The sequence below is a fragment of the Parasedimentitalea huanghaiensis genome, from assembly GCF_009753675.1.
Lineage (GTDB): Bacteria > Pseudomonadota > Alphaproteobacteria > Rhodobacterales > Rhodobacteraceae > Parasedimentitalea > Parasedimentitalea huanghaiensis.
On sequence record NZ_WQLV01000017.1, the window covers coordinates 12,620 to 28,509 of the forward strand.

General features: G+C 54.0%; 27 protein-coding genes. All 27 read left to right on the top strand.

What is annotated here, in order from left to right:
- Nucleotides 1-71 precede the first annotated feature (71 nt).
- Nucleotides 72-692: a 2OG-Fe(II) oxygenase family protein gene (locus GO984_RS20090; protein ID WP_157024365.1), complete on the top strand. Its 621-nt coding sequence runs from the start codon at nt 72-74 to the stop codon at nt 690-692.
- Between the two features lie 296 nt (nt 693-988).
- Entirely contained in the window at nt 989-1,444 is a 456-nt protein-coding gene (locus GO984_RS20095; RefSeq protein WP_157024366.1) for a Panacea domain-containing protein, read from the top strand.
- Entirely contained in the window at nt 1,444-1,881 is a 438-nt protein-coding gene (locus GO984_RS20100) for a hypothetical protein (RefSeq protein ID WP_157024367.1), read from the top strand. Before GO984_RS20095 ends, GO984_RS20100 begins: the two co-directional genes overlap by 1 nt.
- A gap of 181 nt (nt 1,882-2,062) precedes the next feature.
- Entirely contained in the window at nt 2,063-2,263 is a 201-nt protein-coding gene (rpmC, locus tag GO984_RS20105) for a 50S ribosomal protein L29 (RefSeq protein WP_138163937.1), read from the top strand.
- An 11-nt stretch (nt 2,264-2,274) separates the two neighbouring features.
- Nucleotides 2,275-2,505 carry a 30S ribosomal protein S17 gene (gene rpsQ / locus GO984_RS20110; RefSeq protein ID WP_157024368.1) on the top strand — a complete coding sequence of 77 codons (231 nt, stop codon included), beginning with the start codon at nt 2,275-2,277 and terminating at the stop codon, nt 2,503-2,505.
- Nucleotides 2,506-2,604: 99 nt separating this feature from the next.
- The gene (gene rplN, locus GO984_RS20115; protein ID WP_138163938.1) at nt 2,605-2,973 is read left to right on the top strand and encodes a 50S ribosomal protein L14; all 369 of its coding nucleotides are present in this window, start codon (nt 2,605-2,607) and stop codon (nt 2,971-2,973) included.
- 2 nt (nt 2,974-2,975) lie between these two features.
- The gene (gene rplX / locus GO984_RS20120) at nt 2,976-3,287 is read left to right on the top strand and encodes a 50S ribosomal protein L24 (protein ID WP_157024369.1); all 312 of its coding nucleotides are present in this window, start codon (nt 2,976-2,978) and stop codon (nt 3,285-3,287) included.
- Nucleotides 3,280-3,843 carry a 50S ribosomal protein L5 gene (gene rplE / locus GO984_RS20125; RefSeq protein WP_157024370.1) on the top strand — a complete coding sequence of 188 codons (564 nt, stop codon included), beginning with the start codon at nt 3,280-3,282 and terminating at the stop codon, nt 3,841-3,843. Before rplX ends, rplE begins: the two co-directional genes overlap by 8 nt.
- A gap of 18 nt (nt 3,844-3,861) precedes the next feature.
- Nucleotides 3,862-4,167, top strand: coding sequence for a 30S ribosomal protein S14 (gene rpsN, locus GO984_RS20130; protein WP_157024371.1), 306 nt, complete (start codon nt 3,862-3,864; stop codon nt 4,165-4,167).
- Between the two features lie 13 nt (nt 4,168-4,180).
- Nucleotides 4,181-4,573, top strand: a complete 393-nt coding sequence (rpsH, locus tag GO984_RS20135; protein WP_138163942.1) for a 30S ribosomal protein S8 — start codon at nt 4,181-4,183, stop codon at nt 4,571-4,573.
- Nucleotides 4,574-4,585: 12 nt separating this feature from the next.
- A complete protein-coding gene (gene rplF / locus GO984_RS20140; protein ID WP_138163943.1) occupies nt 4,586-5,119 on the top strand; it encodes a 50S ribosomal protein L6 in 534 nt (177 codons plus the stop codon).
- 11 nt (nt 5,120-5,130) lie between these two features.
- Nucleotides 5,131-5,490, top strand: a complete 360-nt coding sequence (rplR, locus tag GO984_RS20145) for a 50S ribosomal protein L18 (RefSeq protein ID WP_157024372.1) — start codon at nt 5,131-5,133, stop codon at nt 5,488-5,490.
- A 110-nt stretch (nt 5,491-5,600) separates the two neighbouring features.
- Nucleotides 5,601-6,176: a 30S ribosomal protein S5 gene (rpsE, locus tag GO984_RS20150; protein WP_157024373.1), complete on the top strand. Its 576-nt coding sequence runs from the start codon at nt 5,601-5,603 to the stop codon at nt 6,174-6,176.
- Between the two features lie 12 nt (nt 6,177-6,188).
- On the top strand, nt 6,189-6,377 hold the full coding sequence (rpmD, locus tag GO984_RS20155) for a 50S ribosomal protein L30 (RefSeq protein ID WP_138163946.1): 189 nt from the start codon (nt 6,189-6,191) through the stop codon (nt 6,375-6,377).
- A gap of 143 nt (nt 6,378-6,520) precedes the next feature.
- Nucleotides 6,521-7,129, top strand: coding sequence for a 2-hydroxychromene-2-carboxylate isomerase (locus GO984_RS20160; protein WP_157024374.1), 609 nt, complete (start codon nt 6,521-6,523; stop codon nt 7,127-7,129).
- Nucleotides 7,130-7,187: 58 nt separating this feature from the next.
- Nucleotides 7,188-7,607: an MAPEG family protein gene (locus tag GO984_RS20165; protein WP_158980065.1), complete on the top strand. Its 420-nt coding sequence runs from the start codon at nt 7,188-7,190 to the stop codon at nt 7,605-7,607.
- 155 nt (nt 7,608-7,762) lie between these two features.
- Nucleotides 7,763-7,990 carry a DUF1127 domain-containing protein gene (locus GO984_RS20170; protein ID WP_157024375.1) on the top strand — a complete coding sequence of 76 codons (228 nt, stop codon included), beginning with the start codon at nt 7,763-7,765 and terminating at the stop codon, nt 7,988-7,990.
- A gap of 249 nt (nt 7,991-8,239) precedes the next feature.
- Nucleotides 8,240-8,455, top strand: coding sequence for a DUF1127 domain-containing protein (locus GO984_RS20175; RefSeq protein WP_157024376.1), 216 nt, complete (start codon nt 8,240-8,242; stop codon nt 8,453-8,455).
- Between the two features lie 162 nt (nt 8,456-8,617).
- Nucleotides 8,618-9,616 carry a Gfo/Idh/MocA family protein gene (locus GO984_RS20180; protein WP_157024377.1) on the top strand — a complete coding sequence of 333 codons (999 nt, stop codon included), beginning with the start codon at nt 8,618-8,620 and terminating at the stop codon, nt 9,614-9,616.
- 367 nt (nt 9,617-9,983) lie between these two features.
- A complete protein-coding gene (locus GO984_RS20185) occupies nt 9,984-10,475 on the top strand; it encodes a hypothetical protein (RefSeq protein WP_157024378.1) in 492 nt (163 codons plus the stop codon).
- A 180-nt stretch (nt 10,476-10,655) separates the two neighbouring features.
- Nucleotides 10,656-11,129, top strand: coding sequence for a 50S ribosomal protein L15 (gene rplO, locus GO984_RS20190; RefSeq protein ID WP_157024379.1), 474 nt, complete (start codon nt 10,656-10,658; stop codon nt 11,127-11,129).
- Nucleotides 11,130-11,241: 112 nt separating this feature from the next.
- Nucleotides 11,242-12,606 (top strand): preprotein translocase subunit SecY, encoded by a 1,365-nt coding sequence (gene secY, locus GO984_RS20195; protein WP_138163954.1) that lies wholly within the window; start codon nt 11,242-11,244, stop codon nt 12,604-12,606.
- Nucleotides 12,603-13,244, top strand: a complete 642-nt coding sequence (locus tag GO984_RS20200) for an adenylate kinase (RefSeq protein WP_157024380.1) — start codon at nt 12,603-12,605, stop codon at nt 13,242-13,244. Before secY ends, GO984_RS20200 begins: the two co-directional genes overlap by 4 nt.
- Nucleotides 13,245-13,318: 74 nt before the next feature.
- Nucleotides 13,319-13,699 carry a hypothetical protein gene (locus tag GO984_RS20205; protein WP_157024381.1) on the top strand — a complete coding sequence of 127 codons (381 nt, stop codon included), beginning with the start codon at nt 13,319-13,321 and terminating at the stop codon, nt 13,697-13,699.
- A 238-nt stretch (nt 13,700-13,937) separates the two neighbouring features.
- Nucleotides 13,938-14,306 (top strand): 30S ribosomal protein S13, encoded by a 369-nt coding sequence (rpsM, locus tag GO984_RS20210; protein WP_138163958.1) that lies wholly within the window; start codon nt 13,938-13,940, stop codon nt 14,304-14,306.
- Nucleotides 14,307-14,321: 15 nt separating this feature from the next.
- Complete coding sequence (rpsK, locus tag GO984_RS20215; protein ID WP_157024382.1) at nt 14,322-14,711, top strand: 30S ribosomal protein S11; 390 nt, start codon at nt 14,322-14,324, stop codon at nt 14,709-14,711.
- A gap of 117 nt (nt 14,712-14,828) precedes the next feature.
- On the top strand, nt 14,829-15,845 hold the full coding sequence (locus tag GO984_RS20220; protein WP_138163960.1) for a DNA-directed RNA polymerase subunit alpha: 1,017 nt from the start codon (nt 14,829-14,831) through the stop codon (nt 15,843-15,845).
- Nucleotides 15,846-15,890 lie beyond the last annotated feature (45 nt).

Here is a 15,890-nt window from a genome sequence, read left to right on the forward strand (position 1 = left end):
CAGCCCAACGGGGCTGATATCCCTCAACGCGACCTCTCGCCCTATGCGGTGACCTGAGGTATGACGTTGGCATGTCACACATTGAATCGCTTTTCGCCACCCGCCTGTACCGCGCCGCCCTGTCTGAACACGGGGTCAAGATTGACGCAGATGAATTGGAAAACTCCTGCATTGTCATCGCCAATGATGACGAGGCCGGTCAGGACTGGTGTGAGGAAAACGCCTATCCCGGCTATACCTCTTATGCTTCGCTGACCGATCTGCCCTGGCGCTTTCCGATCTTTGCTGATCTTGTCAAGGTGCTGGATTTACACGTGGCTGAATTTGCCAAGGACTTGCAGTTTGATCTCGATGGCCGCGCGCTGGTGCTCGAGGATCTGTGGATCAATATCCTGCCCGAGGGCGGCATGCACGCCAGCCACATCCACCCCCATTCAGTGATCAGCGGCACCACATATGTTGCGATGCCCGAGGGTACCAGCGCGCTGAAACTGGAAGATCCCCGGTCCGCGATGATGATGGCGTCCCCCATCCGCACCAAAGACGCCCGCCGCGAGCTGCAGCCGTTTATCTATATGAAGCCGGATGTGGGCGATGTGCTGCTCTGGGAAAGCTGGCTGCGCCATGAGGTGCCAATGAACATGTCCGAAGATGATCGCATCTCGGTCAGCTTCAATTATCGGTGGGAGTGAGCGCCGTCTTGGAAATGATCCGGGGGATCATTTCAGGCGCGAACGGGCGGAGCCCAAAGCCGGTCCGCATTGCGGCAATCGTTCCGGGGGAACGATTGAGGGGCGAACGGTCGGAGACCACGCTGTCTATGTATTGATCCCGTCGGTCGATCTAATCGCAAATGTGCAGTTTGTCCCAAGTATGCCTTGGATCAACGGTATACAGAATGAGTAGATTTAGTTGTGAATAGGTTGTGAACACCCTATGTAAATAGTTGCTAGACTATTTTTGAGCTGCGAACAAAAGGGGGCAAAAAATGTATGACGCACGTCAAGTGGCAAACTGGTTTGTCCGTAAAGCGGCTCTCGAAGGTCGGCAACTGTCAATTATGTCGCTATTAAAGCTAACATACATTGCTCACGGCTGGCATCTAGAGATGCGAAAAGCACCTTTGTTTGGAAATCGTATCGAAGCGTGGCAGCGTGGACCGGTTATTCCAGATGTGTACCATGCCTTTCGTGGGCAGGGAGTGCAGATCTCTCAAGTCGCAGGAAGTGCTGCGTTTGATGCAGGCGTGAACTCTTTCGACGAAGATTTTCTTCAACAAATCTATTCTATTTATGGTCATATGGACGCGTTTAAACTTTCTGACATCACACATGAATCCGGAGGACCTTGGGAAAAGGCTTCTCGGAGGGGGCACTATGCCCTAATGTTCGACGATGAAATCAGAGAGCACTATGAAGGTAAGCGCTCAACTGCGAGTACTTGATGGCAATTGACGAACAGGCGCCTAATCGGCCCAGTAACACAGATCAAATAGATTACCTTGTAAACCGGCTCTCGGAGCTCGAGGATAAGGTCGATGCACGCGAGGCAAGTCTAGAAGATCAACTTCGCACGCTTCAAATTCGTGAAGCAGAGCAGAGAATTCAGATCAAGCAACTCGTTCTAGTGATTAGCGTGTCTGTCTTGGTTGTGATGACATATCTAATTTTACACGCGATGCATAAAGTGATGATGGGCCCCGTTTTGACCGTGCCGCGAATTTATGCAATGTCACTTATTTTGGCTCCCGTGGCTTCGATTACCACAATCACAGTCGCTCTTTTGGTTGGATCTTTCCGTCGTTTCAAGCCAAGTGACTCGGATGCGTTGGTAGGAATGGCGACAGAGGCGGCCAAAGCTGGAGCTGGGCAAAGTGGTTAGCACCAATCTTCCCTCTTGCCCCCACCCCCACACTCCCCTATAGGGACCCATCGCTAACCCCTATTCCTATCGGAATCAGGGCAAGGTGATTCTTTTCTGCATTTCGGTGCAGGTGACATAACCCACCAGGTGCGAGGTTACCCAACAGGGGCCTTCTGGTGCTTTGGAAAGGACTTAGGCTATGAACGCCAAGGATCTTCGCGAAAAATCCGCGGATGAACTCCGCGATGAACTCGCAAACCTGAAGAAAGAAAGCTTTAACCTGCGCTTTCAACAGGCCACCGGTCAGCTGGAAAACACATCAGGCATCAAAGCGGCTCGCCGTAACGCTGCCCGCGTGAAGACCATTTTGAACCAAAAAGCTGCAGCAGCAGCTGAATAAGGAGCGACACGATGCCCAAACGTATTCTCACTGGCACCGTGACCAGCGACGCCAACGCCCAGACCGTAACTGTCTCGGTTGAACGCCGCTTCACGCACCCTGTTCTGAAGAAAACCATCCGTAAGTCCAAAAAATACCGGGCCCACGATGAAAAGAACGTTTTCAAAGTAGGTGATTCAGTTCGCATCATCGAATGCGCACCTAGGTCGAAAACGAAACGCTGGGAAGTTCTGGAAGCTTAAGAGCCTTTAGAACCCTTAACCGACAGACATCCCAGTTTGTCGAAACCCTGGGAACGCCATGGCACGCATCGCCAGTTTCCATAGGTCGGGAGAAACCAAATGATCCAGATGCAAACTAACCTGGATGTTGCTGATAACTCAGGCGCTCGCCGAGTCCAGTGCATCAAGGTTCTGGGTGGTTCTAAGCGTAAGTACGCTTCCGTAGGCGACGTTATTGTCGTTTCGGTTAAAGAAGCCATCCCACGTGGTCGCGTTAAAAAGGGTGATGTCCGCAAGGCCGTCGTCGTTCGCACCGCCAAAGAAGTTCGCCGCGCAGACGGTACTGCTATTCGTTTTGATAGCAACGCTGCTGTGATCCTGAACAACGCCAATGAGCCTGTAGGTACTCGTATCTTTGGCCCAGTTGTTCGTGAGCTGCGTGCCAAGAACTTTATGAAAATCATCTCGCTTGCTCCGGAGGTGCTGTAACAATGGCTGCTAAACTCCGTAAAGGTGACAAAGTCATCGTGCTGGCCGGCAAAGACAAAGGCAAAGAAGGCGTTATCGCCTCCGTTGACCCGTCTGCTGGTAAGGCTGTTGTTGAAGGTGTGAACATGGCGATCCGCCACACACGTCAGACACAGACTGAACAGGGTGGCCGTCTGCCCAAAGCACTGCCGATCCAGCTGTCAAACCTGGCATTCCTGGACGCAAATGGCAAAGCAACTCGCGTTGGCTTCCGTATCGAAGGCGACAAGAAAGTGCGTTTTGCAAAAACTACAGGGGACGTGATCGATGCTTGATAACGCTGCTTACACCCCACGCCTGAAGACCTTCTACAAAGAGAGCGTTCGCGCCACTCTGAAAGAAGAATTCGGCTACAAGAACGAAATGATGATCCCTAAGCTGGATAAGATCGTTCTGAACATTGGTTGTGGCCGTGCCGCAGTCCGTGACAGCAAGAAGGCAAAGTCGGCTCAGGCTGATCTGACCCTGATTTCTGGCCAGAAAGCTCTGACCACCGTCGCCAAGACTTCCATTGCTGGCTTCCGCGTTCGCGAAGGCATGCCAATGGGCGCCAAGGTGACACTGCGCGGCGACCGGATGTATGACTTCCTGGATCGTCTGATCACCATCGCAATGCCTCGTATCCGCGATTTCCGCGGCGTATCTGGCAAATCTTTCGACGGTCGTGGCAACTACGCCATGGGCCTGAAAGAGCACCTCGTGTTCCCAGAAATCGATTTTGATAAAATCGACGAAAACTGGGGCATGGATATTGTGATCGCTACGACCGCTTCGAATGACGCGGAAGCCAAGGCGCTGTTGAAAGCTCTCAACATGCCCTTCAATTCGTAAGCGCGGGAAGGAATAGACATGGCTAAAAAAGCAATGATCGAACGCGAAAAGAAGCGGGAACGTCTGGTAGCAAAATATGCTGCGAAACGCGCCGAGCTGAAAGAGATCGCGAGTGACCAGTCCAAGCCTATGGAAGAGCGCTTTGCTGCGCGTCTGAAATTGGCAAAATTGCCGCGCAATAGCTCGGCTACACGTTTGCACAACCGTTGCCAGCTGACCGGCCGTCCTCACGCTTACTACCGTAAGCTGAAGGTAAGCCGGATCGCGCTGCGGGACCTTGGCTCTTCGGGCCAGATCCCCGGCATGGTGAAGTCGAGCTGGTAAGGGAGAGACAGATATGAACGATCCTATCGCAGATATGCTCACCCGGATCCGTAACTCCTCGTTGCGCGGCAAATCCACAGTCTCGACCCCAGCTTCCAAGCTGCGGGCCTGGGTTCTGGACGTGCTGACTGACGAAGGTTACATCCGTGGCTACGAAGCATCCACTGGTGCAGATGGCCACCCGGCTATCGAAATCAGCCTGAAGTACTACGATGGCGAACCTGTCATTCGCGAGCTGAAGCGGGTTTCAAAACCTGGTCGTCGCGTTTACATGGGCGTCAATGACATTCCATCCGTCCGTCAGGGTCTGGGTGTGTCGATTGTCTCCACTCCTCGGGGTGTGATGTCGGACGCAAAAGCACGTGCAGCCAATGTTGGCGGCGAAGTGCTCTGCACCGTCTTCTAAGGAGGTCAATCAATGTCTCGTATTGGTAAAAAACCGGTTACGCTGCCTGCAGGTGTTACTGCATCGGTGTCCGGTCAGACCATCGAAGTTAAGGGCCCGAAAGGGACTCGTAGCTTCAAAGCCACTGATGATGTGACTCTCTCGGTCGAAGATAACGTTGTCTCTATCACGCCACGCGGCATGTCCAAACGGGCACGTCAGCAGTGGGGCATGTCCCGCACCATGGTTGCCAATCTGGTAACTGGGGTCACCACCGGCTTCAAAAAAGAGCTGGAGATCCAGGGTGTTGGTTACCGGGCACAGATGCAGGGCAATACCCTGAAGCTGAACCTGGGCCTGTCGCACGATGTGGAATACGTAGCACCTGAGGGTGTCACTGTTACCTCCCCTAAGCCAACCATCATCTTTGTCGAAGGCATTGATGACCAGGCTGTAGGTCAGGTCGCGGCGAACATCCGTGCATGGCGCAAGCCCGAGCCCTACAAGGGCAAAGGTATTCGCTACAAGGGTGAATTCGTCTTCCGCAAAGAAGGCAAGAAGAAGTAAGGACCAGCACAATGGCAAACAGCAAAAGAACCCTGTTTCTGAAGCGCCGCTTGCGCGTCCGGAACAAACTGCGCCGCGTGAACGCTGGACGTCTTCGTCTTTCCGTTCACCGTTCGAACAAGAACATCAGCGTTCAGCTGATCGACGACGTTCGTGGCGTTACAATGGCTTCTGCCTCGACCCTGGAAAAAGATCTGGGTTTCGTCGGCAAGAACAACATCGAAGCAGCTACCAAAGTGGGCGCGGTTATCGCCGAGCGTGCTAAGAAAGCTGGTGTTGAAGAAGCATATTTCGATCGCGGTGGTTTCCTGTTCCACGGTAAAGTGAAGGCCCTGGCCGACGCTGCCCGTGAAGGTGGCCTCAAGATCTAATCAATGCGGGCGGTGCCTTGGTGCCGCCCCGATGATCCGGGGGCGCTCAGCGATGGGCGTTCACTAGGATTGGATATTAGGCGCATAGCGCCGGATGAAAGGAATGCCTCATGGCAAGAGAAGATAACCGCCGCGGCGGACGTCGTGATCGCGACGAGACTCCAGAATTTGCAGATCGCTTGGTTGCGATCAACCGTGTGTCCAAAACTGTAAAAGGCGGTAAGCGCTTTGGTTTTGCTGCACTGGTAGTTGTAGGCGACCAAAAAGGCCGCGTTGGTTTCGGTAAAGGTAAAGCGAAAGAGGTCCCTGAGGCCATTCGTAAAGCCACCGAGCAGGCCAAGCGTCAGATGATCCGCGTTCAGCTGCGTGAAGGTCGGACACTGCACCACGACATGGAAGGCCGTCACGGCGCCGGTAAAGTGGTTATGCGGACTGCACCTGAAGGTACTGGTATCATCGCCGGTGGTCCAATGCGTGCCGTTTTCGAAATGCTTGGCGTCAAAGACGTTGTTTCGAAGTCGATTGGTTCGCAGAACCCTTACAACATGATCCGTGCAACCATGGATGGCCTCCGCAAAGAGTCCAGCCCACGTTCGGTTGCTCAGCGTCGTGGTAAGAAAGTTGCCGACATCCTGCCTAAGCGGGACGAAGCACCAGCAGCGGCACCTGCCGACGCTGAAGCTTAAGGAGATCGGAAGATGGCTAAAACTATCGTTGTAAAGCAGATCGGTTCTCCGATCCGTCGTCCCGCCAAACAGCGTGCTACGCTGGTTGGTCTGGGTCTGAACAAGATGCACAAGACTCGCGAGCTGGAAGACACTCCTTCGGTTCGCGGCATGGTGAACAAGATTTCACACATGGTCGAGATCATCGAAGAAAAAGGCTAAGTCCTTTTCCTTGAAGACATCGAAAACGCCTCCGGTTCTGCCGGGGGCGTTTTTGTTTGGAAGTTGGCTGTGTAGATAAGAATAAGCTGACAGGGTTTCCCGTTACAGGTACTTACAGGGAATTCACTTCAGGGAATTTACACATGCCCACCATCGAATATTTCTACTCTGCCCATTCCGCCTATGCCTATCTGGGGGGGCAAAAGTTGGCTCAAATCTGCGCGGATTATGGTTGCACACTGCTACACCGGCCGATTTACCTAAGCCCCGTCATCGAGGCCGCAGGATCACAACCCTTTGCTGCGCGTACCAAGGCCCACGCCGACTATTTCTTTGGCCGCGAAATTGAACGCTGGGCAGAATACCGGGGTGTTGATATGATCGACTACCGTCCCACTCATCATGACAATCCGCTGACACTGTCAAATGGTCTGATCATCGCAGCCGCCGAAGCCGGGGCACCGGTGGACCTACTGTCCTATGCAATACTCAAGGCGCATTGGGTGAAGGATGCCGATATTGCAGATGCGGCAACTCTGGCGGGACTGGTCACTGACCTGGGTTTGGATGCAGATAGCTTGCTGACCGCAGCGTTGTCTGCCCCAATTCAAGCCCTGCATGAGCAATATACCCAAGAGGCTATGACCCACAGCGTCTTTGGCTCACCCACCTATGTTCTGGACGGTGACATGTTCTATGGGCAGGACCGGTTGGAGTTGATCGAACACGCGCTGTCGAAAAGATCGGCTTGACGGAACAGGGCAGGGGTGCTCTCTATTTAACCAAATCATTAAATAGATGGAGTGCCCAATGCCCGAACTTGTAGCAGCCTATTCAGTTGCCCTTATTTCCCTGCTGGTCTTTGTTCTTGTTGTTCTGCTGCAGTCTGCGCTGGTAGGCGCGGCCAAGGCCAAGGCAAACATGACCCCGGGCAGCAACCCCGAACCGGACTACGACAATTCCGTTTACCGGCTGAACAGAAGCCATCAAAACGGCATTGAGATCATGCCTGCCGTCGCCGTCGGGGTGTTTGCCTGTATCCTCACCGGGGTATCTGCCTGGTGGGTCAACTTGCTGATGGTGCTGTTTTTGGTTTTGCGGCTGATCTACGTCCTGATTTATGCGCAGAACGTAGGTAAGGCGACCCAAGGCGCACGTACATTTGTGTTTGTCGCGGGATGGGCGATGGTTGTTGCGCTGTGTGTGCTGTCAATCTTGGCGCTGGTCTGAATTTCGTGAGGTACGCAGAACCAACAGCAGGCCGAGATCTATGTTTCAGACGCATAGCGGCAAGACCGTGATGTGCGTTGTTTGCGCTGACATCTAATCTTATTTTAGGTCGACAAATGACAGAAGCTGCCGGTCAATGCGGATCGGCCGAATAGATGGACGAACCAATGGAATATGCAATCCCCTCGCAAAGTGCCACCATGAACCTGAGTGGCCGCTTTCAAGCCATTCTGGCGAACGTACGTGCTGCCCGGGCCCGTAAGGCTGCGTTCAATCGCGCCTATGCCGAGTTGCAAAGCTTAACAGAAGACGAGTTGATCGAATTTGGTATGCACCGCTCAGATCTGGCTGAAATTGCCCGTCAACAGGTTGAAGCCGACTGAACCTTAGGCCGGTGAACGGTGCGTGCTAGCACGCACCCTACGACATGACGATGCGCCCACGGGAAACCGGGGGCGTTTTGCATTTTCGTACCTTTAGCAAGGTTGGGCTTTGCATGTCCTCAGTGCATAGCGGCTTGACCGAACTGGCATTTGTGGAGTGCACCAGAGATGGCGTATTCAAAATGCAGCTTAACAAGGCACACAAACAGTACCGGGGAATGGGTCCCGGTAAAGAGTAAGGACAATAACATGGCTCACGCAATCAATTCCGCTTCTACCGGCCTTAACCTGATCGCACGCATCCGTGGGTTCTTTGAGGCTGCTGCAACATCCTGGGTTCAGGCCAGCGAATACAAGCGTACCTACGCGGAGCTGGACAAGCTGACAGGCCGTGAACTGGCCGACATTGGCGTTCGCCGCTGCGATATCGCCGAAATCTCCCGCATCCACGTATACGGCAAGTAATTCCCGAATTCATTCGACCCTTTTCCTCCTCCCTTGGGTTTGAGTGACCAGAAACGCCTCCGCACTGCGGGGGCGTTTTCTGTTGGTGGGTCGTGACGTTAGATTTGCCTTCTGTTGCCGCTGAATCTAGCTCTGGTTCGTCACAACAAAGGAGCGCGTGATATGCTACGCTGGGCTGTTCTGGGAACAGGGTTTATCTCCAACGCTGTGGCGACAGCCATCCAGCAAAGTGACGGGTCAGACCTATGGACCATCGCCGGACGAAATCAGGACGCCGTGCAGGCGTTTCAGCGCCAATTCCAGATTCCAAACCACTCTATCGGTTACGAGGGCGCACTCAGTGACCCAAATGTCGATGTGGTCTATATTGGCCTGCCCAACCACGTACATCACACGCTGACTGCTCAGGCTGCGGCCAGTGGCAAGGCGGTCCTGAGTGAGAAGTCGCTGACCACCACTATGGATCAAGCCCACCAGCTGGTCACTGCAGTACAGAGCCACAAAACTTTCTTCGTGGAGGGTTTAATGTATCTGGCCCATCCGCTGTATCACCGCCTGCAAGAGGTGCTGCTGGACGGTCGCCTAGGCGAGCTGCGCGCCATCCAGGGATTTTACGCCGCTGATATCTGGCAAGTGACCAATCCGTTGGGGCGCGGCACCCTGTACAATCTTGGTTGTTACCCCACCTCGCTGATGCATCTTGTGGTGCAGACCATGTGCGGCGAGGAGATGTTTGCCACCCGCCGCCTGAGTGGCTTTGGCAATGTCGCGGACCACGACGATACCATCTGCGACGCGGCGGTGACCGCCCAGTTTGGCAATGGTGTGTTGGCCAGTCTACACTCCACCGACAGCTACGGCATGGCGCACGGCTTTTCCATCAGCGGCAGCAAGGGCGTGCTGCGGTTCGTCACCAACCCGTGGCTGCCCGTACCCGGCGCCAACCACCTGCAGTGGTGCCCCTATGACGGTGCGGTTGAGGACATCTATGTCGAAACCGGGTATGACGCCTTCTATCATCAGATCAAAATGGTCGAACAGAACCTCTCCCAAAACCGGACCGAGGCACAGCGCCCGTCGCCCCGCCTGCAGGATTCGGTTGAGATCATGGCGTTCCTGACCGAGTGGGAGGCCCTGTGTCTGAACAGGGCTGCGGATTAACCCTGTTGCGCAGCCAGCGGACGCCCTGCTCAGGAAACTGAAACCGTCGAGCTGTAGTTTCCTAATTGATCGCGATCTAGCCGGGCTTGGCACCCCGGCCACACCCGGAGCCTGGCCCTCGCAAAGAAGGGCGCGCAACTGAACCGTTCCTTGCACGGGGCATTCCCCCGTCTGCATCCACCCCGGCGGCGCCGCCACTCCTATCCGGCCCACCCGTTAAACATGGACCAGCACGACAGAAACCGACAGGGCAGGGGCCTTGGCGGGTGAAGGTGTTTGGGAATTATTTTTACTTGAAGAGCTGGGGGCGTCTAAGGTCCATTGGAAGTTCAATTGAAAGACATAGATTTTTTAGTCGGAGAAAAGTGTGAGAATATTTGAGGAACGGAATTATCAAAGCTATCGGATCTGGGATCTTGAGGAGGAGGTCGAGCAGAGCGTGGAAAAGTTCATGGAACTTGCCCAAATTTTTGATGAGCTGGTGAATTGCAGAAAGGCAACTCCGCGTGTTCGGCTGCTAATACATGACGTTAGAGGACATCTTGAAAAGCTAATTTCGAAGGTTTCCAATGCTGAGAAGTCGACAGCGTTGGTTGCTGAAGTTGTCGAGACTACATCGGATGATGTCGATAGAAGCAAAATTGTTGAGATGAACGACCTAGTGTATCTTTCCAATGGCCACAAAATACAGTTTGGACGGGCAAAAACTAGTACTGATCCCTTGGTGATTTTTCATGACACTCGCCATGTATTGGCTGACAGCATCTTGGGGGCAAGCATTGGTGAGAGAATTGAGTTACTAAATGGCAAGGAGGTGACAATTGAAGGGATTGGAAAACTTGCAATGCTTACTGAGTGAATATTCTAATCACGATACCTGCATCTAGTATTGAAGCCCGTTGCCCTTATCCCTTGATCCACCACCCCAACAGGTCTATAGGCACCCGGTGGCCATCCGGGTCACGAGAATCAAAATCACTATATGCCGTGGTTGGCCCGAATTCGCTTCGTGGGTCACATCCGGCCAAGGAGAAGCGATATGAGACTTAACGAACTGAGCGACAACCCAGGCGCAACTAAAAAACGCAAGCGCATTGGCCGTGGTCCGGGTTCCGGCACCGGTAAAATGGGTGGCCGTGGTATCAAAGGTCAAAAATCCCGTTCGGGTGTTGCGATTAAAGGTTTTGAAGGCGGTCAGATGCCTTTGTACCAGCGTCTGCCAAAGCGTGGCTTCAACAAGCCAAACCGCAAGGCATTTGCAGTCATCAACCTGGGCCTGATCCAGAAATTCATCGACCTGGGCAAACTTGACGCCAAGTCGATCACTGAAGATTCGCTGGTCGAATCGGGTGTTGTTCGTCGCAAGCTGGACGGTATCCGCGTTCTGGCCAAAGGCGAAATCACTGCCAAAGCCACAATCTCTGTAACCGGTGCCTCTAAGGCGGCTGTTGAAGCAGTAGAAAAGGCAGGCGGCGCCCTGACCGTAGTGGCAAAAGAAGCCGCAGCTGAGTAAGCCCTTGTGAGCGGCAACAATGCCGCTTACATAGTCTCCAGTTTTCCAATTGACGCCGCCCGAGCCGGAAAACGGCTCCGGGCGGCGTTTTCGCAATAAAGAGACCTTTTTCATGGTATCAGCAGCAGAACAAATGGCGGCGAACACCAGCTGGTCCGCGCTTGGCAAAGCGACAGACCTGCGCAATCGCATCCTGTTCACACTCGCCCTTTTGATTGTCTACCGTCTGGGCACATTCATTCCGGTTCCGGGCATCGACACACTCGCCCTGCGCGATTTCATGGAACAGGCCGGCCAGGGTATCGGCGGCATGGTCTCCATGTTCACTGGTGGTGCCCTTGGTCGTATGGGTATTTTTGCCCTCGGCATTATGCCCTATATCTCGGCTTCGATTATTATCCAGCTGTTGACCTCGATGGTTCCGTCGCTGGAGCAGTTGAAGAAAGAAGGCGAGCAGGGCCGCAAGAAGATCAACCAGTACACCCGGTTTGGCACCGTGGCGCTGGCCACAGCCCAATCTTATGGTCTGGCCGTGTCGCTTGAGGCTGGTGAACTGGCAACCGACCCCGGTATGTATTTCCGTCTGGCCTGTATGATCACCCTTGTTGGTGGCACCATGTTCCTGATGTGGTTGGGTGAGCAGATTACCCAGCGTGGTCTGGGCAACGGTATCTCGCTGATCATCTTTGTTGGTATCATCGCCGAAGTTCCTGCTGCTCTTGCTCAGTTCTTTGCCTCTGGTCGGTCCGGTGCTATCAGCCCGGCGGTCATCGTGATGGTTCTTATCATGGTTGTCGCAATCATCATGTTTGTGGTGTTTATGGAACGGGCCTTGCGTAAGGTCCACATCCAGTACCCACGCCGTCAGGTTGGCATGAAAGTTTATGACGGTGGCTCTTCGCATCTGCCGGTCAAAGTGAACCCAGCAGGCGTGATCCCGGCCATCTTTGCCAGCTCGCTGTTGTTGCTGCCAACCACCATCTCGACCTTCTCGTCCGGTGCGACAAGTGGCCCTGTCATGTCCTGGCTGCTGGCCAACTTTGGCCCCGGTCAACCGCTGTACCTGCTGTTCTTTGTGTCGATGATCGTGTTCTTCGCCTATTTCTACACCTTCAACGTGTCGTTCAAACCTGAAGAGGTTGCCGACAACCTGAAGAACCAGAACGGCTTTGTTCCCGGTATCCGTCCAGGCAAGAAGACCGCCGAGTATCTTGAGTACGTCGTCAACCGCGTGTTGGTTCTGGGCTCGGGCTATCTGGTACTGGTTATGTTGCTGCCAGAAATCCTGCGCGGGCAGTTTGCCATCCCGTTCTACTTCGGTGGTACATCGGTTCTGATTGTGGTCTCTGTGACTATGGACACAATCCAGCAGGCGCAAAGTCATCTCTTGGCACATCAGTACGAAGGCCTGATCGAGAAAAGTCAGTTGGGTCGCAAAAGCAAGAAGCGCGGTAAGCGCGGGCCAGCGCGCCGATGAATATTATCCTTCTAGGACCACCGGGTGCCGGCAAAGGCACCCAAGCGCGCCATCTGGTTGACACCCGTGGCATGGTACAGCTCAGCACCGGAGATATGCTGCGCGATGCCAAGTCCAGCGGGACTGAGATGGGTAAGAAAGTCGCGGCCATCATGGATGCCGGCAAGCTGGTCACGGACGAGATCGTCATTGGCTTGATCGAGGAGAAACTGTCTGCCGAACCTGGCGCTGGTTTTATTTTCGACGGCTTCCCACGCACACTTGCTCAGGCTGACGCACTGGCGGCTTTGCTCGCCAAACTGGGCCAGTCACTGCACACCGTGATCGAAATGCGGGTCGACGACGATGCGCTGGTTAAGCGGATCACCGGTCGCTTTACCTGTGGCGATTGTGGTGAAGTTTACCACGACGAAACCAAACCAACGGCTGAGGACGGCAAATGTGACAACTGCGGGAGTACCAACATGGTGCGGCGCGCAGATGACAACGAAGACAGCCTGCGCACCCGTTTGATGGAATACTACAAAAAGACCTCGCCGCTGATTGGCTATTACTATGCCAAGGGCGACCTGCGTCCCGTCAATGGTCTGGCTGACATCACCGAAGTGCAAAAGTCGATCGAGGCCATTCTGGGCTGATCAACGCATTGGTAGGTTGATAACCAATTGGGGCTAGGACATTCCTAGCCCTTTTTGATTCAGGAACCCAATTTATGCCAATTCGTCCCGCTCTTTGTATTGCCGCCCTTTGTGTTGCCGCCCCGGCCGTATCAGCTCAGGTCCTAGTTGATGACCTCCGCGCCTGTGCAATGATGAAGGAGGAGCATGGATTGCTCGATTTCGCGAGCGAAGGCGGGCTGATCCTGGACCCATATGGTTTCAACTCGATGGAGCTCTATTGCCTGTTTTCACCGGAGCTGACCTTTAACTGGGACAGTTACCATGTTTCGACTCATGTGGGGCAGTGCGAGTATCCAGGTCCGGACTACGAACCCAAGCTGTTCACCTTTGTGATGAGCAATGAGGAGCCTGGGGTGGTGAAGCTCTATGACGGATCAGATGAGCCGACCCGGTTCAATTCCTGCGCGAACTGACTCTATCTGATTGGTTGCGCTAGCAATGATCTGTAGCGTCAATCAAAAGGTGGGTTGACGATCCTTAAAATACCTCATACCCAAGCCCATCCCTACGGGGAATCAATTCCTGTGGGTGGGTTTAACTCATCTGCAAAACTACCTCTAAAATACTGGGCCAAACGGCATTGCTGCCACAGCCTAGTGTTGTGAAAAAAGGTTCCGGTACTACGGAACCGCAACAAAAGGAACGTATAACGTGGCACGTATTGCCGGCGTAAACATCCCGACTGCAAAGCGGGTTCCAATCGCCCTTACCTATATCACCGGAATCGGTAACACCACGGCTCAGGCCATTTGCGAAGCCGTAGGCATCGAAATGACCCGTCGTGTTAATGAGCTGACCGACGCCGAAGTTCTGAAAATTCGCGAGCACATCGACGCCAACGTCGAAGTGGAAGGCGATCTTCGCCGCGAAACAACCATGAACATCAAACGTCTGATGGATCTGGGTTGCTACCGTGGCCTGCGTCACCGTCGTAACCTGCCTGTTCGTGGTCAGCGGACCCACACCAACGCTCGTACTCGCAAAGGCCCTGCACGGGCTATTGCTGGTAAGAAGAAGTAAGGGAGGGTTTGATCAATGGCACGCGATAAGACTCGTACGAAGAAAAAAGAGCGTAAGAACATCGCCTCCGGCGTTGCTCACGTTAACAGCTCGTTCAACAACACCAAGATCCTCATCTCGGATGTTCAAGGTAACGCAATTTCCTGGTCTTCGGCTGGTACCTGCGGCTTCAAAGGCTCGCGGAAATCCACACCGTACGCCGCTCAGCTGGCTGCAGAAGATGCAGGCAAAAAAGCACAGGAACATGGTGTTAAAACTCTGGAAGTCGAAGTTCAGGGCCCCGGTGGCGGTCGTGAATCCGCGCTGCGCGCTTTGGCAGCAATCGGCTTCAACATCACATCGATCCGTGATGTGACTCCGATGGCACACAATGGTTGCCGTCCGCCGAAGCGCCGCCGCGTCTAAGCGACACAATTTATCGCTGGGGTCCTGTGTTTTTTGCATGGGCCCCAGTTTGTCATTAGAAACCTCGGGCGCCTGAACCTACCGGACATGGGGTACAGGCAGGAATGGAGGGAACGCATGATCCATAAGAATTGGGCAGAACTGATCAAGCCGACACAGCTTGAAGTTAAGCCGGGCAACGACCCAGCACGCCAGGCGACTGTTGTCGCTGAGCCGCTGGAACGTGGCTTTGGTCTGACCCTGGGCAACGCCCTGCGCCGTATTCTGATGAGCTCGCTGCAAGGCGCTGCCATCACATCCGTACAGATCGATAACGTTCTGCACGAATTTTCCAGCGTTGCCGGTGTGCGTGAAGACGTCACCGACATCATTCTGAACCTCAAAGGCGTTTGCCTGCGGATGGAAGTCGAAGGCCCTAAGCGTCTGTCGATCAATGCCAAAGGCCCAGCTGTTGTGACTGCTGGTGACATCTCTGAGTCCGCTGGTATCGAGATCCTGAACCGCGACCATGTGATCTGTCACCTGGACGACGGCGCTGATTTGTTCATGGAACTGACTGTGAACACTGGCAACGGTTATGTTTCGGCTGAGAAGAACAAGCCGGAAGATGCACCTATCGGCCTGATCCCGATCGACGCAATCTACTCGCCGGTCAAAAAAGTTTCGTACGACGTTCAGCCGACCCGCGAAGGTCAGGTTCTGGACTATGACAAACTGACCATGAAGATTGATACCGATGGTTCGATCACGCCGGACGACGCTGTTGCTTTTGCTGCGCGTATCCTGCAGGACCAGCTGTCGATCTTCGTGAACTTCGACGAGCCAGAGTCGGCATCGCGTCAGGACGAAGACGACGGTCTCGAGTTCAACCCGCTTCTGTTGAAGAAAGTGGACGAACTGGAACTGTCTGTACGTTCGGCAAACTGTCTGAAGAACGACAACATTGTCTACATCGGCGATCTGATCCAGAAAACCGAAGCAGAAATGCTGCGTACTCCAAACTTCGGCCGCAAGTCGCTGAACGAGATCAAGGAAGTGCTTTCGGGCATGGGTCTGCATCTCGGCATGGACGTCGAGGACTGGCCACCGGACAACATCGAAGATCTGGCGAAAAAGTTCGAAGACTCGTTCTAATAGGGCTGGTCAAGAGATTGGAGAGGGCGTAAAGCCCTCTCCGCA

Bases quoted from the DNA above. Each gene is read 5' to 3' on its own strand.
- GO984_RS20090 (WP_157024365.1), top strand. From the start codon at position 72: ATGTCACACATTGAATCGCTTTTCGCCACCCGCCTGTACCGCGCCGCC.
- GO984_RS20095 (WP_157024366.1), top strand. From the start codon at position 989: ATGTATGACGCACGTCAAGTGGCAAACTGGTTTGTCCGTAAAGCGGCT.
- GO984_RS20100 (WP_157024367.1), top strand. From the start codon at position 1,444: ATGGCAATTGACGAACAGGCGCCTAATCGGCCCAGTAACACAGATCAA.
- rpmC (WP_138163937.1), top strand. From the start codon at position 2,063: ATGAACGCCAAGGATCTTCGCGAAAAATCCGCGGATGAACTCCGCGAT.
- rpsQ (WP_157024368.1), top strand. From the start codon at position 2,275: ATGCCCAAACGTATTCTCACTGGCACCGTGACCAGCGACGCCAACGCC.
- rplN (WP_138163938.1), top strand. From the start codon at position 2,605: ATGATCCAGATGCAAACTAACCTGGATGTTGCTGATAACTCAGGCGCT.
- rplX (WP_157024369.1), top strand. From the start codon at position 2,976: ATGGCTGCTAAACTCCGTAAAGGTGACAAAGTCATCGTGCTGGCCGGC.
- rplE (WP_157024370.1), top strand. From the start codon at position 3,280: ATGCTTGATAACGCTGCTTACACCCCACGCCTGAAGACCTTCTACAAA.
- rpsN (WP_157024371.1), top strand. From the start codon at position 3,862: ATGGCTAAAAAAGCAATGATCGAACGCGAAAAGAAGCGGGAACGTCTG.
- rpsH (WP_138163942.1), top strand. From the start codon at position 4,181: ATGAACGATCCTATCGCAGATATGCTCACCCGGATCCGTAACTCCTCG.
- rplF (WP_138163943.1), top strand. From the start codon at position 4,586: ATGTCTCGTATTGGTAAAAAACCGGTTACGCTGCCTGCAGGTGTTACT.
- rplR (WP_157024372.1), top strand. From the start codon at position 5,131: ATGGCAAACAGCAAAAGAACCCTGTTTCTGAAGCGCCGCTTGCGCGTC.
- rpsE (WP_157024373.1), top strand. From the start codon at position 5,601: ATGGCAAGAGAAGATAACCGCCGCGGCGGACGTCGTGATCGCGACGAG.
- rpmD (WP_138163946.1), top strand. From the start codon at position 6,189: ATGGCTAAAACTATCGTTGTAAAGCAGATCGGTTCTCCGATCCGTCGT.
- GO984_RS20160 (WP_157024374.1), top strand. From the start codon at position 6,521: ATGCCCACCATCGAATATTTCTACTCTGCCCATTCCGCCTATGCCTAT.
- GO984_RS20165 (WP_158980065.1), top strand. From the start codon at position 7,188: ATGCCCGAACTTGTAGCAGCCTATTCAGTTGCCCTTATTTCCCTGCTG.
- GO984_RS20170 (WP_157024375.1), top strand. From the start codon at position 7,763: ATGGACGAACCAATGGAATATGCAATCCCCTCGCAAAGTGCCACCATG.
- GO984_RS20175 (WP_157024376.1), top strand. From the start codon at position 8,240: ATGGCTCACGCAATCAATTCCGCTTCTACCGGCCTTAACCTGATCGCA.
- GO984_RS20180 (WP_157024377.1), top strand. From the start codon at position 8,618: ATGCTACGCTGGGCTGTTCTGGGAACAGGGTTTATCTCCAACGCTGTG.
- rplO (WP_157024379.1), top strand. From the start codon at position 10,656: ATGAGACTTAACGAACTGAGCGACAACCCAGGCGCAACTAAAAAACGC.
- secY (WP_138163954.1), top strand. From the start codon at position 11,242: ATGGTATCAGCAGCAGAACAAATGGCGGCGAACACCAGCTGGTCCGCG.
- GO984_RS20200 (WP_157024380.1), top strand. From the start codon at position 12,603: ATGAATATTATCCTTCTAGGACCACCGGGTGCCGGCAAAGGCACCCAA.
- GO984_RS20205 (WP_157024381.1), top strand. From the start codon at position 13,319: ATGCCAATTCGTCCCGCTCTTTGTATTGCCGCCCTTTGTGTTGCCGCC.
- rpsK (WP_157024382.1), top strand. From the start codon at position 14,322: ATGGCACGCGATAAGACTCGTACGAAGAAAAAAGAGCGTAAGAACATC.
- GO984_RS20220 (WP_138163960.1), top strand. From the start codon at position 14,829: ATGATCCATAAGAATTGGGCAGAACTGATCAAGCCGACACAGCTTGAA.